Genomic DNA, 15,805 nt, shown 5'->3' on the forward strand with positions numbered 1-15,805 from the left:
GGGAATTTGAGTAGAATCAGTGGATATTTGAAATAAAAACAGCCGAAAACCTGTGTTTAGGTTTCAGCTGTTGGAAGGAAAGGAATTTTGCAAAGGTCTCAGGTTATGGCTTAAGAAAACAAATTTTCCTCTTGTTTTAGACGTATTTTGTTGGGATAACGTTGTTTTTTACAGACAGAGTAGGTATGGAAAATAATCGTTTATTTCGTAATATGTTTTTCTAAAAGGAAATTTCAGGAGAACCATAAAAGACGGCTTATTGAAGTTGGGGATCAAATGTCGTTTATATTGTTTTCAGACGGCCTTGTTGAGTGAGGTTTATAGTGTATTGGGTTTTAAAATTATAAAAAACCTGCCTGAGTGATCAGGCAGGTTTCATTTGCTTGAAAGACAGGATTAGTTTTTGTCTTGGTCAACCAGTTTGTTTTTAGCGATCCAAGGCATCATGGAACGCAGTTGCGCGCCGACTTTTTCGATTTGGTGGTCGGCAGTCAGGCGGCGGCGGGCAGTCATGCTGGCGTAGTTGACGGCACCTTCTTGGATGAACATTTTGGCGTATTCGCCGGTTTGGATGCGTTTGAGGGCATTGCGCATGGCTTCGCGGGATTTGTCGTTAATGACTTCCACACCGGTAACGTATTCGCCGTACTCCGCGTTGTTGGAAATGGAGTAGTTCATGTTGGCAATGCCACCTTCGTAAATCAGGTCAACGATGAGCTTCATTTCATGCAGGCATTCGAAGTAGGCCATTTCGGGCGCATAGCCTGCTTCGGTCAGGGTTTCGAAGCCGGTTTTGATCAGTTCGACTACACCGCCGCACAATACGGCTTGTTCGCCGAACAGGTCGGTTTCGGTTTCTTCGCGGAAGTTGGTTTCGATTACGCCGCCTTTAGTGCCGCCGTTGGCTGCTGCGTAAGACAGGGCGATGTCTTTGGCTTTGCCACTTTTATCTTGGTAAACGGCGATCAGGGAAGGTACGCCGCCGCCTTTCAGGAATTCGCTGCGTACGGTGTGGCCTGGTCCTTTAGGGGCGATCATGATAACGTCGAGGTCGGCGCGAGGGACGATTTGGTTGTAGTGTACGTTGAAACCGTGAGCGAATGCCAATACTGCGCCTTCTTTCAAGTTTGGCTCGATTTCGTTTTTGTATACGATAGGTTGGTTTTCGTCAGGCAACAGAATCATTACAACGTCGGCTGCTTTGGTTGCCTCGGCAACGGTGCGCACGTCGTGGCCGGCTGCTTCGGCTTTTTTCCAAGAGCCGCCTTGGCGCAGACCGATGACGACATTTACGCCGGAATCTTTCAGGTTTGCTGCGTGTGCGTGACCTTGTGAACCGTAACCGATGATGGCAACAGTTTTGCCTTTGATCAGAGAAAGGTCAGCGTCTTTATCGTAATAAACTTGCATTTTATTTCCTTAGTGTAAGAGGGTTCCGGACAATCCGGGTTGAGTTAAAAGTAATAGGGGCTTAGGCAGGGACTTGGTTCATCAAGACAATTTCCAATGCTTCGGTTTTTCCTTCGATGGATTTGACGAAGTTTTGGAAATGTTCGCTGGCATTGTGTTCGTCAATAGCTGCTTGGGATTTCCAGCTTTCTACGAATACGAAACGGTTGGATTTGCCGATTTCTTGGTGCAGGTCGTAGCTGATGTTGCCTTCTTCTGCACGGCTGGCTTTGACCAATTCTTTAAACTGGGCAGCCAGAGCCTCGGTGTATTCGGGTTTGACGGTAACTAATGCAACGATTTGGATGCTTGACATGTTTGTCTCCTACTGTTTTTCAGACGGCCTTTGTTGAAAGTAACAGGCCGTCTGAACGATACAGCGTTAAATTTTCAAAATACGCTCGCCGCGGCCGATGCCAGCTGCGCCTGTGCGTACGGTTTCCAAAATTTGAGCACGACCGACTGTCTCGAGGAAAGAGTCGAGTTTTTCGGTAGAGCCTGTGATTTCGATGGTATAGCTGCGGTCTGTTACATCAATAACGCTGCCGCGGTAGATTTCGGTCAATCTCAGGAATTCGTCGCGGTCTTTGCCGACGGCGCGGACTTTTACCAACATCAGTTCGCGTTCGACAAAACGGCTTTCGTTCAAGTCAACCACTTTGACAACTTCAATCAGTTTGTTGAGTTGTTTGGTGATTTGCTCGATGACGTGCTCATCGCCGTGGGTAACAATGGTCATACGGGACAAGGTTTTGTCTTCGGTTGGGGCTACGGCCAGGGAGTCGATGTTGTAATCACGTGCGGAGAACAAACCTACCACACGGCTCATCGCACCTGATTCGTTTTCCATCAGAATAGATAAGATATGTCGCATTTTTCTCTCCTTACGCTGACAATGTTTCGCGCATATGCGGCGGCAGAACCATCTCGTCCAAGCCTTTGCCGTTGCCGACCATAGGAAGTACGTTTTGTTTCTTGTCGGTCAAGAAATCGAGGAATACCAGACGGTCTTTTTGGTTTAATGCTTCCAGTAACGCGCCTTCGACATCGGATTTCTTGTCTACACGGATGCCGATATGGCCGTAGGCTTCAGCTAGTTTGACAAAATCAGGCAATGAATCGAAATAGGTTTCCGATTCACGGTTGCCGTAATAAAGTTCTTGCCATTGACGGACCATGCCGAGGTAGCCGTTGTTCAGGGTAACGACGTTAACTGGAACACGGTATTGGAAGCAGGTCGACAGCTCTTGGATGTTCATCTGAATCGAGCCTTCGCCGGTGATACAGAATACATCTTGATCAGGAGCGGCCAGTTTCGCACCGATGGCATATGGCAGGCCGACGCCCATTGTGCCCAAGCCGCCGGAATTGAGCCACTGGCGTGGACGCTCAAATGGGTAATATTGGGCGGTAAACATTTGGTGTTGACCGACGTCGGAAGTAATGATGGCAGAATTATTGGTGATTTCGGCCAGTTTTTGAATAACGTATTGCGGTTTGATGATTTCGCTTTCATTATCAAACCACAGGCAGTTGCGCGAACGCCATTCTTCAATACTTTTCCACCATTTATCCAATGAATCGGCTGCAGGTGCAGACTCTTGCTTGCCCCACAATTGAATCATTTCGGACAATACGTTTTTCACGTCGCCGACAATCGGGATATCCACTTTGACGCGTTTGGCAATGCTGGACGGGTCAACGTCGATATGAATAATCTTTTTGGCTTTTTCAAAGAATTTGGACGGTACGGAAATCACGCGGTCATCGAAGCGCGCACCGATTGCCAGTACAACGTCTGCATTTTGCATGGCGAGGTTGGCTTCGTAAGTACCGTGCATACCCAGCATGCCCAAGAATTGGCGGTCGCTGGAAGGGTATGCACCCAAGCCCATCAATGTACCGGTACAAGGAGCGCCGATCATGCGGACGAATTTGGTCATTTCTTCAGAGGCATTGCCCAAAACCACGCCGCCGCCGAAGTAAACAATAGGGCGTTTGGCGGAAGCCAGCATTTGTACGGCTTTTTTGATTTGACCGATGTGGCCTTGTACAACCGGTTGGTAAGAGCGGATGAAGATGTCTTCTTGCGGATAGCTGAATTTAGCCATTGCTTGGGTGACATCTTTAGGAACATCAACGACAACGGGACCCGGACGGCCGCTTGCGGCGATTTGGAACGCTTTTTTGATGGTGTCTGCCAACTCAGCGATATTGGTTACCAAGAAATTGTGTTTGACACAAGGGCGGGTAATGCCGACCGTATCCACTTCTTGGAATGCGTCTGTCCCGATAAGGGAGTTGCCCACTTGGCCGCTGATAACTACCAACGGAATAGAGTCGCTGTAAGCAGTGGCGATGCCGGTCAGCGCATTGGTCACGCCTGGGCCGGAAGTTACCAAGGCAACGCCGACTTTGCCGCTGACACGGGCATAAGCATCCGCCGCATGTACGGCTGCCTGCTCGTGGCGAACCAGGATGTGCTTGAATTTATTGAGTTGGAAAAGGGCATCGTAGATTTCGATAACCGCGCCGCCCGGATAGCCGAATACATACTCTACACCTTCGGCTTTGAGACTTTGCACGATGATTTGTGCGCCTGATAATTGCATATTGACCTCTTTTATATGGTTTCAAACCAATAGGAACAATCCGCCTCACCACAGCACCTGTAATGCAATTCCACCAAGCAGCGATTTAGGGTACGCGCACTGAGGGAATACGATGACAGTCAGACTATCCAAGCAATTGGGAAGAAACACAGAGTTTGTGAAAAAGAGTAGAAAAGATAACGCAAACCGACTGTTCAATCAAGATAAAATCTTTCATCTTTTAACATTTGAAACGGGAAAATAGATTGAAGGTTGATTTTAAAGAAATAAAAAAATAGTCTTATTGAGCTTGATGTGTGGAGATTGTTGACAGTTTGAGTAAGGAGAAGGTTTTTGCAAATGATGAACAGCAAAAAACCTCTTGATCGAATCAAGAGGTTTTTTAAATTTGGTGCCCAGGGTCGGACTCGAACCGACACACCTTGCGGCGGGGGATTTTGAGTCCCCTGCGTCTACCAATTTCGCCACCTGGGCTAGCGAAGAAGTCGTCATTATAGCGAGTTCTCGAATCTTGTAAAGCAGTAATTGAAAAAAAATTGGATTATTTTTATATTTGTTTGATTTGTAATGAATTAAACTTTTTGCGTTTGATGGTTATCTAAATGGGAGGCAGATTTTTAAAACAAAAAAAGCAGTATTTATCTGCAAAAAGGGCTACATTTAATGTGTTAAACGCGTTAATATGAAGATGTTTTGTTTTTATATCGGCCGGGCGGTTGTTTGGCCTCACTTAATTTGAAACGGTTTTGGAGAAAATTTATGCTTTCCGTCACACGAACTTTCTTACTCAGTGCTTTTGCATTGGCTGCTCTGGCTGCTTGTCAGCCTAAAGAGGAGGCCAAGGAGGCTTCTTCGACACCTGCCGCTTCTGCTGCGCCTGCTGCTTCCGGTGAATCTACTGCCAAAGCGCAAGCGCGTGGTACCGATATGCGCAAAGAAGATATTGGCGGTGACTTTACATTGACCGATGGCGACGGCAAACCTTTCAGCCTGAGCGATTTGAAAGGCAAAGTGGTTATCCTGTCTTTCGGTTATACCCACTGTCCTGACGTGTGCCCAACCGAGTTGCTGACTTACAGCGACACTTTAAAACAATTGGGCGACCAGGCTAAAGACGTGAAAGTAGTATTTGTCAGCATCGACCCTGAGCGCGATACGCCTGAAGTAATCGGCAAATATGCCAAACAGTTCAACCCTGATTTTATCGGCCTGACGGCTACCGGCGATCAAAGCCTGCCTGTCATCAAACAGCAATACCGTGTGGTATCGGCTAAAGTAAACCAAAAAGAAGACAGTGAAAACTATTTGGTTGACCACTCTTCAGGTGCATATTTGATTGATAAAAACGGCGAAGTGGCAATTTTCTCTCCTTATGGCAGCGAGCCGGAAACGATTGCGGCTGATGTGAAAACTTTATTGTAAAACCGTAGTTGAGGCCGTCTGAAATGGGTTATGGATTTCAGACGGCCTTCTTGCTTTTGATACGGCAAAGGAGAAGAAAAAAATGACCGACACACTTTTAACGATTGCTTTATCCAAGGGGCGAATTTTTGAGGAGACCCTGCCGCTGTTGGCCGCCGCCGGTATTGTGCCTGCGGAAGAGCCGGAAAAATCGCGCAAGCTGATTATTGGTACGAATCATGACAACATCCGTTTGGTAATTGTACGCGCAACCGATGTGCCGACTTATGTGCAATATGGTGCGGCGGATTTTGGCATTGCTGGTAAGGACGTGCTGATCGAGCATGGCGGAGATGGCCTGTATCAACCTTTGGATTTGCACATCGCCTCATGCCGCATGATGGTTGCGGTTAAAAAAGGTTTTGATTACGCCGCTGCGTCCAAACCCGGCAGCCGCTTGCGGATTGCCACCAAATATCCCGACATCGCCGCCGAACACTTTGCCGACAAGGGTGTGCATGTGGACATCATCAAACTATACGGCTCGATGGAGCTTGCACCTTTGGTCGGCCTGAGCGATGCGATTGTCGATTTGGTTTCCAGCGGCAATACATTGAAGGCCAATGGTTTGGAAGCTGTGGAACATGTGGCTGATATTTCCAGCCGCTTGGTGGTCAACAAGGCGGCGTTGAAAACCAAATATGCGTTGTTGAATCCGATTATTCAGGCATTTGAAAATGCCGCTAAGGCCGTCTGAAAAGTTTTTGGCAAAACCTGTCTGCCAACCCAGTTTGAAAGCCCTGTCATGATGCAAAGCAAACCGACACTCGATACGATTCTTTCCCATCGTTCCATCCGCAGGTTTACTTCCGAACCGATTGCCGATGAAATCCTTGATACTCTGGTGCGCGCCGGACAACAGGCTTCGACTTCCAACAACCTGCAATGCGTTTCTATCATCCGCGTATCCGACCTTGCGCTGAGGCAGGGGATACATGAAGCGGCAGGAAGCGCACCTTATATTGTCCATTGTGCGGCATTTTTACTGTTTTGTATCGATTTTTCCAAACACAAGGCGATGTTTCCCGATGCGCAAATTGATTGGGCGGAAGTAACTCTGATTGGTGCGGTCGATGCGGGCATTATGGCGCAAAACGTATTGCTTGCCGCCGAATCGCTTGGGCTGGGTGGCGTGTATATCGGCGCGTTGCGCAATAATGCACAAAAAGTATCGGATGTGTTGAACCTGCCGGATTATTGCGTGCCTTTGGTGGGGTTGTGCCTCGGTTATCCCGACCAAGATCCGCCGCTCAAACCGCGCCTGCCTAAAGAAATGGTGTATGCCGAAAACGCCTGCCCGAGCCTGAATGCCGAGGCGGTTGAAGCTTATAATCAGGCAGTAGCGGATTATTATGAGTTACGCAAGGGTAGCCCGATACCTTGGAAAGAATCGCTGACCAAAACCTTGGGCAATCCTGTGCGGCCGCATATGTTGGCGTTTTTGCAGAAAAAAGGTTTTTTGAAAAAATAATATTCAGACGGCCTATGTGTGGCTGAGGCCGTCTGAAAACAATAGGAACGAAACAAGGAAGAGAGCAAACCATGAAGAAACTCGACACCCAATCCCCTGATTTTCAAGCTGAACTCAAAGCACTGCTTGCTTTTGAAACCGCGCAAAACCCTGAAATCGACCATATTGTTGCCGACATCTGCGCCGATGTTCAAAAACGCGGCGATGCGGCGCTGATTGAATACACCAACCGCTTTGACGGCACATCCGCTCAAACCATCGACGATTTAATTCTGACACAAGACGATTTGCAGTCTGCGTTTGAGCGTTTGCCTGAAAACATTCAGACGGCCTTGAAAACGGCCGCAAGACGGGTAGAAAGCTACCATAAACACCAAAAAATGGAGTCGTGGACTTACGAAGACGAAGACGGCACGCTTTTGGGTCAACAGATTACGCCGCTTGACCGTGTCGGTATTTATGTTCCGGGCGGTAAAGCCGCTTATCCGAGTTCTGTCATCATGAACGCCATGCCTGCCCACGTTGCCGGCGTGAAAGAAATCATCATGGTCGTTCCCACTCCGAAAGGCGAGCGCAACGATATCGTGTTGGCGGCTGCTTTTGTGGCCGGTGTAACCAAAGTGTTTACGGTCGGCGGCGCGCAGGCGGTTGCGGCTTTGGCTTATGGTACGGAATCGGTGCCTCAAGTCGATAAGATTACCGGCCCGGGCAATGCTTTTGTCGCTGCGGCCAAACGACGCGTGTTCGGCGTGGTCGGTATCGATATGGTGGCAGGGCCGTCTGAAATCTTGGTGATTGCCGATGGCACGACGCCTGCCGATTGGGTGGCCATGGATTTGTTCAGTCAGGCAGAACACGATGAAATTGCACAAGCGATTTTGATCGGTACTTCTCAAGCATATTTGGACGAAGTTCAGACGGCCATGAACCGTTTGATCGAAACCATGCCGCGCCGTGCGATTATTGAAGCTTCATTGGGCAACCGCGGTGCAATGATTTTGGCTAAAGATTTGGACGAAGCCTGCGAAATCGCCAACTATATTTCTCCAGAGCACTTGGAATTGTCGGTTGAGAATCCGCAAGAGTGGGCGAAAAAAATCCGCCACGCCGGTGCGATTTTCATGGGACGCTATACCAGTGAAAGCCTGGGCGACTATTGCGCAGGTCCCAACCACGTTTTGCCGACTAGTCGCACGGCGCGTTTCTCTTCTCCTTTGGGAACATATGATTTCCAAAAACGCTCCAGTCTGATTCAGGTTTCAGAACAAGGTGCACAGAAGTTGGGTAAAACCGCCAGCGTGTTGGCGCATGGCGAAAGCTTGACCGCGCACGCCAGAGCAGCTGAGTTCCGTTTGAAAGACTGAGTGAAACGTTGAAGTCGTAAGCAATCTAAAAGGGCATCTAAACAGATGCCCTTTTTATTGTGATGAAGATTTTAGCTGAGAAGGTATCAGGCCGTCTGAAAACAGGTTTAACGGTTTTTCAGCCAGTCATTACGCATTTGTGCGGCTTCTTCAAAATAGCGGTAAAGCTCGGTTTTGTTGCCGTCTGAAAGGAGCTGTTCCAATTTGGATAATTGTTCTTTCAAATCGCTGGTCAGTTTGAGCAGAGCAGGGCTGTTGGCCATGCAGATGTCGGTCCAAACGGCAGGATGGCTGGAGGCAATGCGGGTAAAGTCGCGAAAGCCGGTGGCGGCATAGGGGAGGTAGTCTTTACCGTGCGGATGGTCAACCAAAGCGTGAACATAGGCAAAGGCGGCCAAGTGCGGCAAGTGGGAAACGGCGGCAAAAATATTGTCGTGTTCTTCGGCGCTCATGGTCGAAATTTGCGAACCAACCGCCTGCCACAGGCTTTTCAGCCGTCTCAGGCCGTCTGAAGCTTCTTGGCCGTGTAGCGTAATGATAAGGCGGCTGTTTTGAAACAAACCGCAACGCGCGGATTTTGCCCCGCTTTGATCCGAGCCAGCTATCGGGTGGGCGGCAAAACATTGCGACAGGCGGTCGGATAAGTAGGTGCGGAAGGCATTGAGTGCCGATTGTTTGGTGCTGCCGACATCGGAAATGCAGGCGGTGTCTTTTAAGAATGGCTTGATGTCGCGGCATACGTCAGGCAGGACGGAGACAGGCGTGGCAATCAAAACCAAATCGGCATTGCCGATGCTTTCGGCGCAAATATTTGGATAGGCATGGTCGATGATGCCGCATTCGAGTGCGTAATTGAGGTTGTCGGCATTGGTGTCGATGCCGGTAACGGTTTGCACCAGTCCCAAGCGTTTGAGGTCGAGCATGAACGAACCGCCGATTAAACCGACGCCGATAAGGGTAATGTGGGGAAAAAAGGCGGAAGTGTTCATGGTTTGAATCCGGTTTAAGTGGAAAAGCTTATTTTAATCCGTTATGGAGGCCGTCTGAAAGTTGTCATCAAGGTTTCAGACGGCCTTTTTTATGGTCAAATTTTCATGATTTAGGCATAGAAAACTCCGTTTAGTAGGAGCATGTAACCGATTATCAGATTTTCATACACTAAAATAATCATCTGAATTAGTATAACGTCTTAAAGTAAGTAATTGGTATCTTAAAGTAAATTATTACATCATATTTTATTTTGATTGATATCGAATAAAATAATTCACTCAGAAAGAAGGAATTTATGAGTTTTTCACAAACCGAATTAGTCAACGCAATGCGTTTGCTTTCTACCCGTCTGCCGCAGTTTCCGGAGCAGCAAAACCAAGTATCCCGTATGTTGCGCATCGTAACCGAACGTTTGAGCAGCCATTTGAACGAAAACCTGAAAGCGTTCGGCATCAATGAAAACCTGTGGTTTTCCCTGATGGCGGTTTACGTCAGCCCAAACAGCGAAATCCTGCCTTCGCGCTTGAGCGACTTGATGGACTTGACGCGTACCAGTGCAACACGCCTGTCGGACGACATGGTTGAGCGCGGCTGGGTAGAGCGTTATATCAATCAGAAAGACCGTCGTCAGATTGTGCTAAAATTGACTCCTTCGGGTGAGACCTTCATCCACGAAGTATGGCCGCAAATTGCCCGCCAGAGCGGCCAGGCGTGGGAAGATTTCACGAAAGAGGATTATGATACGCTGCAACACCTGTTGGGTAAACTGTTGAACCGTTTGGGCAATTGACAACAGACGGCCTGATGGTTTGCGGCAGGCACACATAAACGGAGTCTGTATGAAATTAGGTTTGGTCAAATCAAGCGTATGCGTTGCCGCTGTTTCGCTGTTGGCGGCATGTGCGCCGTTCGGCAAACAGTCGCCTTTGGATGAGACAACAGCCTATCCGCTGCCGCAAGGCCAATCTGCCGCTACTGCCCAAGACGGCTGGTGGATGAAGCTGAAAGATAAAAAATTAAACAATTTGATTGCTTCCGCTATTCAGACGTCTACCAATCTGCGTGTCGTCAAGGCAAGGTTTGAGCAGGCTCAGGCGCAGCTGGGCGTTGTGGGAGCCGCAAACAAACCGCAAGTCGGCTTGGGCGTTACAGGTCTGGGTGCTTATGTTTCACCCAAACCTCAAGCCGGTATGGTTGATACCGACCATACATTGGTTTTGGCGAACGCAGCCTTGCAAGGCAGCTTGGTTTTCGACTTTTGGGGTAAAAACCGAGAGCAGATTCAAGCTGTTTTAGGAAAAAGCAGGGCTGCGGTGTATGAAGCGCATCATATCCGCACCGAGTTGGCTCACGCCGTAGCCGCCCAATATTTTGCGTGGCAGATGGCGACAGAACAACTGGCTTTGTTGGATACGCGCATAGAGCTGGCGGATAAAGCATTGAAACTGATGCAACAACGCGTTAAAGCGCAGCTGGCTCCTGCCGATGCCTTGCACGCTCTGGAAATGGCACAACAGCAATTACAGCTTGAAAAATCGGCATGGACTCAGAAAAATGAGAAAATCCACAACAGTCTGGCTGTATTGACCGGCCGAGTACCGGGTGCATTGAATGGACAGGTTCCGGAAAAAATGGCGGCTGTGCCGTCATTGCCGGTTAGCCGTATTGAAGCGGACTTGTTGGCGGCCCGTCCCGATATCGCGGCACAAAAAGCCTTGCTTGAAGAGAAATGGCATATCGTCAAATCGACCGAGGCAGAGTTTTACCCGAATATCGAGTTGAAAGTTTTGGCAGGTATGACGCACATTGATGCGTTCAATCTGATTCGCGGACGGACTTCCGGTATGTTGGGTATCGTTCCGGCTTTGAATCTGCCATTGTTTACTTCCGGTGCGCTGCAGTCCAAATTGGCGGGCAAACGTGCCCAATATAACGAGCAGGTTGCCGTGTATGACCAAACTGTTTTGAACGCCATGCGTTCGGCGGCAGACGCTGTAGTCGACTATCAAAGCCTGAAAAGCCGACAAGATACTTGGAATAAGATGGTCAATATCGCCGATAAATCTGTGCAAAATGCGAAAGGACGTGTTCGTGCTGGCTTGGATAACGGCTTGACCGCCTTGCAAAAACAAGACGAGGCTGCGCGTACAAAAATGTCGGCGGTTCAATACCATGCAGAATATCTGACAGCTTGGAGTAACCTCAATGCCCAGTTGGGCGGAGGCTTTAAATTAAATAAGAAATAAACGTTTTATTAAAACGTAGGCCGTCTGAAAGTAATTTCAGACGGCCTTTTGCTTACCTTATTTACATTTGCTACCGGAAGAAATTATTGTAATGAATAGAGTGTAACTATAGAATATAACCCTTTAGCGCGTTAAACGCGCGTATTGGGGACTGATGGTATAAGTCAGCTGCCCAGCAAGACAATAATATCGTTATCACATGTGCAGAATTAAAGTTAGGACTTATGGATACTCAATCAGAAAAAAATAATGTCCAAAAAGAACCGGAAGTAGCCGCTTCCGGCGTTAAAACGCATCGCAAACGCAATTTGGTTATCGTTACACTCCTATTCCTTATTACGGCAGCAGGAGTCGCTTTGGCGTATTTCCTGTTTTGGCAGCATGAAGAAGAAACGGAAGATGCTTATGTGGCCGGTCATTTGGTGATGATTACGCCGCAGGTAAACGGCACGGTGCGCAAAGTCATGTATGACGATACGGATGTCGTGAAAAAAGGCGATGTTTTGGTGGCTTTGGACGACAGCGATTTTCAGCTGGCATACGATCGTGCGCAAAATGAATTGATTCAGGCTATCCGTCAAAACAAACAGCAAACTGCGGTCAATTCAAAAGCCAAAGCGCAAGTGTTGTTACGCAAAGCCGATTTAGCCCGTGCGCAAGCCGATTTGCGCCGTCGTGAATCTTTGGCGGGTACGGAAGCGGTTTCCGGTGAAGAACTCAGCCATGCCCGCGCCGCTGTGGTTCAGGCTCAGGCTGCATTGAAAGCAGTTGAGGCGGAAGAAGTTTCTGCTCAGGCAGCGTTGGGCAGCAATATTCCTCTGCGCCAACAACCGGCAGTTCAGACGGCCATCAGCCACATCAAAGACGCCTGGCTGAATCTGCAACGTACGCAAATCCGTTCGCCGATTAGCGGCCAAATTGCCAAACGCAATGTCCAAGTCGGCCAACGTATCGTGCAAGGTACGCCGATGATGGCCGTTGTGCCTCTGTCTGAATTGTGGGTGGATGCCAACTTTAAAGAATCGCAACTGCGCAAAATGAAAATCGGCCAGCCTGTTGAAATGACGGCAGATTTGTACGGCAGCAAAGTGGTTTACCATGGCAAGGTAATGGGCTTGTCGGCCGGTACGGGCAGCGCGTTCTCATTACTGCCGGCACAAAACGCAACGGGCAACTGGATTAAAGTTGTACAACGTGTGCCGGTGCGTATCAGTTTGGATGCTAAAGAATTGCAACAAAATCCACTCCGTGTCGGTTTATCGATGACTGTTAAAGTCGATATTGCCGAGAAGGGTAGCGGTAAAGCCATGACTGCCGAAGCGGAACGAAATACTGCCTTGCCGGAAGCGGAAAGTGTAGATTGGAAAGCCGCCGATGCTTTAGTCGATAAAATCTTCGAGCAATATGCAAAATAATCTTTTCAGACGGCCTGAGTCTTTTATTGAAGACTCAGGCCGTCTGAAATATTGATTCTCTTCAATCGACCGCTTTGGCGGTTGTCTTATAGTTTATAAATATGAATTATCCGCCGTTACAAGGGTTTAAGCTGGTGTTGGCAACTTTGGCGCTCAGCTTGGCCGTATTTATGGAAGTCTTGGACAGTACCATTGCCAACGTTGCCGTGCCTGTTATTGCAGGGGATTTAGGCGCGGCTACCACGCAGGGAACTTGGGTGATTACCTCATTTGCCGTAGCCAATGCCATTTCCGTTCCCTTGACAGGTTTTTTGGCCAAGCGGTTTGGTGAGGTTAAAATCTTTATCGCCGCCGTGATCGGGTTTGTCGTAACGTCATGGCTGTGCGGTATGGCACATAATCTTCAAGCCTTGGTTTTTTTCCGTGTATTGCAAGGCTTCATCGCCGGGCCATTGATTCCCTTGTCCCAAAGCCTGTTGATGGCTTCCTATCCGCCTGAAAAACGAACATTGGCACTGGCCTTATGGGCAATGACCGTCGTTGTTGCTCCTGTATTGGGGCCGATTTTGGGCGGTTGGATTTCGGACAACTGGCATTGGGGATGGATTTTCTTTATCAATATCCCAATCGGGATTTTATCCGCCTCCATTGCTTGGAAACAGCTTAGATACAGGGAAACCGAAATTATTAGGGCGCCAATCGATTATGTCGGGCTGGTGTTGATGATTGTTGGTGTCGGCGCATTGCAAATGATGCTTGATAGGGGCAAGGAATTGGACTGGTTTGCCTCAGGAGAGATTATCGTTTTGGGCGTTACCGCTTTGGTGTTCCTAACCTATTTTATTGTTTGGGAGCTGGGAGAGAAATACCCGATTGTTGATTTGTCATTGTTTAAAAATAGAAACTTCACGATAGGCGTTGTTGCTACATCGTTGGGCTTTATGGTTTATATGGGCACATTGACCCTGCTGCCTTTAGTGTTGCAATCAAATCTCGGCTATACCGCAACTTGGGCAGGTTTGGCTGCTGCACCGGTGGGCTTCCTGCCGATTATTTTATCGCCGATTATCGGTAAGTTTGGCAATCGCGTCGATATGCGTCTGTTTGTCAGCGCCAGCTTCTTGGTGTTTGCTTACACATTCCATTGGCGAACCGATTTCTATGCCGGTATGGATATGAGCAATGTCGTTTGGCCGCAGTTTTGGCAGGGTTTAGGCGTAGCCATGTTCTTCCTGCCTTTGACCAGTATTACCTTGTCGCATATGAAAGGCAATCAAATTGCTTCGGCCAGTAGCTTGTCTAATTTCTTGCGAGTCTTTATGGGTGGTGTCGGAGTATCTGTTGTCAGCACCATGTGGGAACGACGCGAAGCTCTACACCATACTCAACTGACCGAACATGTTAATTTATTGTCCACAATCAGCAACCAATCTATTCAAGGCATGATGGCCAATGGTCTGAGCAAGGAACAGGCTTTGGAGGCGATAAATAGTACCATTTCCCAGCAAGGCTTTATTATTGGCTCAAATGAAATCTTTTTGGCAGGCAGTATTATATTCATCAGTATGATCCCCATTATTTGGTTGGCAAGACCTCCGTTTAGCGGTTCCGGCGGGGGAGGGCATTAGATAAAAGGCCGTCTGAATTTCAGACGGCCTTTTATCTATATATTATTTAAGACTCAATAATAGATCTCTAAATGCATTTGGATCTTTAATAAACGTCATTTCTCCTGATTGAGGGAAATGGAAATCGAGCAGACGAGATACCCAGAAACGAATACATCCGGCTCTTTGTGCAGTAGGGAAATACGCGCATTCTTCATCAGATAATGGACGTACGCTTTCATAGCCGTGGATAAAGGCATCATAAAGGGCAGGGTCTAATTTGTTATCAGCTGTTCGTGCCCAATCGTTAACAGCAATTGCCAGGTCGTACATGAAATTACCGTTACACGCATAATAGAAATCGATAAAGCCGGAAACTTCATCTCCATTAAGCAATACGTTGTCTTTAAATAAATCGGCATGGATAATACCGGAAGGTAAATGCTCTCCCAGATTTTCATCTAAAGCTGCAATTTCAGATTGAAGCAGTGCAGCATCCTCAGAATCTAAAACAGTCAGCAACTGAGTGCAGGCATAGCGCCACCAGCCATCATAACGAGGATTTTTCATTTTTAAAGGAAAGTCTTGGCCGACTAAATGCATTTTAGCCAGCATTGCACCAGTATGAAAACATTGAGCTTCAGTTGGCCAGCCGGTATCAGAACCATTCAAACAAGTAACCAAACAAGCTGGTTTTCCAGCCAAAATAGAATGCAGTCCGCCATCTTTACGAGCAATCGGAGCGGCGCAGGCAACACCATTCAGACTTAAATACTGGTTGAGTTCTAAAAAGAAAGGCAATTCTTCTGATTTCAAAACCTCAAAAACAGTCAATACATAACGACCGGTTGAAGTAGTCAAAAAATAATTACTATTAGTAATTCCTTGAGCAATCCCCTGCAAAGAAACAAAATCTCCCAAATCATATTGCAGAAGGAAGTCACGCATTTGAGCGTCGGAAACACTGGTATAGACAGACATAGCAAACTCGAGGCTAATATAAAAGAATCAAGGAAACATCATACCAAAAAACAAGCGCCAACAATATAAATTAAAGCGAAGGTCAAATTCAAAAGGCCGTCTGAAATCAAAATTTCAGACGGCCTTAGTATTGAACCGGGTTGGATTTTGGAAGCGAATAGGGGAGATTTGAGTGTTTTTAGAAAAATAAAAACCCTGTTAAAACAGGG

Annotated in this window: 14 protein-coding genes and 1 tRNA gene; 8 read left to right on the forward strand and 7 right to left on the reverse strand. The window is 47.8% G+C overall.

What is annotated here, in order from left to right; translation table 11 throughout:
• Nucleotides 1-396: 396 nt before the first annotated feature.
• The 5 genes from ilvC to O3682_RS11200 form a co-directional block, all read right to left on the reverse strand.
• Complete coding sequence (gene ilvC, locus O3682_RS11180) at nt 397-1,410, reverse strand: ketol-acid reductoisomerase (protein ID WP_003680040.1); 1,014 nt, start codon at nt 1,408-1,410, stop codon at nt 397-399.
• A gap of 61 nt (nt 1,411-1,471) precedes the next feature.
• Nucleotides 1,472-1,765: a putative quinol monooxygenase gene (locus tag O3682_RS11185; RefSeq protein ID WP_128580949.1), complete on the reverse strand. Its 294-nt coding sequence runs from the start codon at nt 1,763-1,765 to the stop codon at nt 1,472-1,474.
• Between the two features lie 66 nt (nt 1,766-1,831).
• The gene (gene ilvN / locus O3682_RS11190; RefSeq protein ID WP_003748480.1) at nt 1,832-2,323 is read right to left on the reverse strand and encodes an acetolactate synthase small subunit; all 492 of its coding nucleotides are present in this window, start codon (nt 2,321-2,323) and stop codon (nt 1,832-1,834) included.
• Nucleotides 2,324-2,333: 10 nt separating this feature from the next.
• A complete protein-coding gene (gene ilvB, locus O3682_RS11195) occupies nt 2,334-4,061 on the reverse strand; it encodes a biosynthetic-type acetolactate synthase large subunit (RefSeq protein WP_003680037.1) in 1,728 nt (575 codons plus the stop codon).
• A 389-nt stretch (nt 4,062-4,450) separates the two neighbouring features.
• Nucleotides 4,451-4,535 (reverse strand) — tRNA-Leu (locus O3682_RS11200).
• A gap of 285 nt (nt 4,536-4,820) precedes the next feature.
• Between O3682_RS11200 and O3682_RS11205 the strand changes: the two genes are divergently transcribed.
• The 4 genes from O3682_RS11205 (at nt 4,821) to hisD (ending at nt 8,357) form a co-directional block, all read left to right on the forward strand.
• On the forward strand, nt 4,821-5,483 hold the full coding sequence (locus O3682_RS11205) for an SCO family protein (RefSeq protein ID WP_300481872.1): 663 nt from the start codon (nt 4,821-4,823) through the stop codon (nt 5,481-5,483).
• A gap of 82 nt (nt 5,484-5,565) precedes the next feature.
• Complete coding sequence (gene hisG, locus O3682_RS11210; RefSeq protein ID WP_036473098.1) at nt 5,566-6,219, forward strand: ATP phosphoribosyltransferase; 654 nt, start codon at nt 5,566-5,568, stop codon at nt 6,217-6,219.
• Between the two features lie 48 nt (nt 6,220-6,267).
• Nucleotides 6,268-6,993, forward strand: coding sequence for an oxygen-insensitive NADPH nitroreductase (gene nfsA, locus O3682_RS11215; protein ID WP_371510132.1), 726 nt, complete (start codon nt 6,268-6,270; stop codon nt 6,991-6,993).
• 71 nt (nt 6,994-7,064) lie between these two features.
• Nucleotides 7,065-8,357: a histidinol dehydrogenase gene (gene hisD, locus O3682_RS11220; RefSeq protein ID WP_371510133.1), complete on the forward strand. Its 1,293-nt coding sequence runs from the start codon at nt 7,065-7,067 to the stop codon at nt 8,355-8,357.
• A 107-nt stretch (nt 8,358-8,464) separates the two neighbouring features.
• On the opposite strand, the gene O3682_RS11225 is transcribed toward hisD, so the two are convergent.
• Nucleotides 8,465-9,346, reverse strand: a complete 882-nt coding sequence (locus O3682_RS11225) for a prephenate dehydrogenase (protein ID WP_371510134.1) — start codon at nt 9,344-9,346, stop codon at nt 8,465-8,467.
• A 296-nt stretch (nt 9,347-9,642) separates the two neighbouring features.
• On the opposite strand from O3682_RS11225, the gene O3682_RS11230 reads away from it, so the two are divergent.
• From O3682_RS11230 to O3682_RS11245, 4 genes are all read left to right on the forward strand, one after another.
• A complete protein-coding gene (locus tag O3682_RS11230; RefSeq protein WP_004521040.1) occupies nt 9,643-10,137 on the forward strand; it encodes a MarR family transcriptional regulator in 495 nt (164 codons plus the stop codon).
• A gap of 49 nt (nt 10,138-10,186) precedes the next feature.
• Entirely contained in the window at nt 10,187-11,593 is a 1,407-nt protein-coding gene (locus O3682_RS11235) for an efflux transporter outer membrane subunit (RefSeq protein WP_371510135.1), read from the forward strand.
• A gap of 224 nt (nt 11,594-11,817) precedes the next feature.
• The gene (locus O3682_RS11240) at nt 11,818-13,008 is read left to right on the forward strand and encodes an HlyD family secretion protein (RefSeq protein WP_371510136.1); all 1,191 of its coding nucleotides are present in this window, start codon (nt 11,818-11,820) and stop codon (nt 13,006-13,008) included.
• Between the two features lie 101 nt (nt 13,009-13,109).
• A complete protein-coding gene (locus O3682_RS11245) occupies nt 13,110-14,636 on the forward strand; it encodes a DHA2 family efflux MFS transporter permease subunit (protein ID WP_371510137.1) in 1,527 nt (508 codons plus the stop codon).
• 42 nt (nt 14,637-14,678) lie between these two features.
• Here the strand turns inward: O3682_RS11245 and thrB are convergent, their stop codons facing one another.
• Entirely contained in the window at nt 14,679-15,596 is a 918-nt protein-coding gene (thrB, locus tag O3682_RS11250; RefSeq protein ID WP_371510138.1) for a homoserine kinase, read from the reverse strand.
• Nucleotides 15,597-15,805: the final 209 nt, after the last annotated feature.

It is taken from the genome of Neisseria sp. 27098_8_112, assembly GCF_041433235.1.
GTDB lineage: Bacteria > Pseudomonadota > Gammaproteobacteria > Burkholderiales > Neisseriaceae > Neisseria.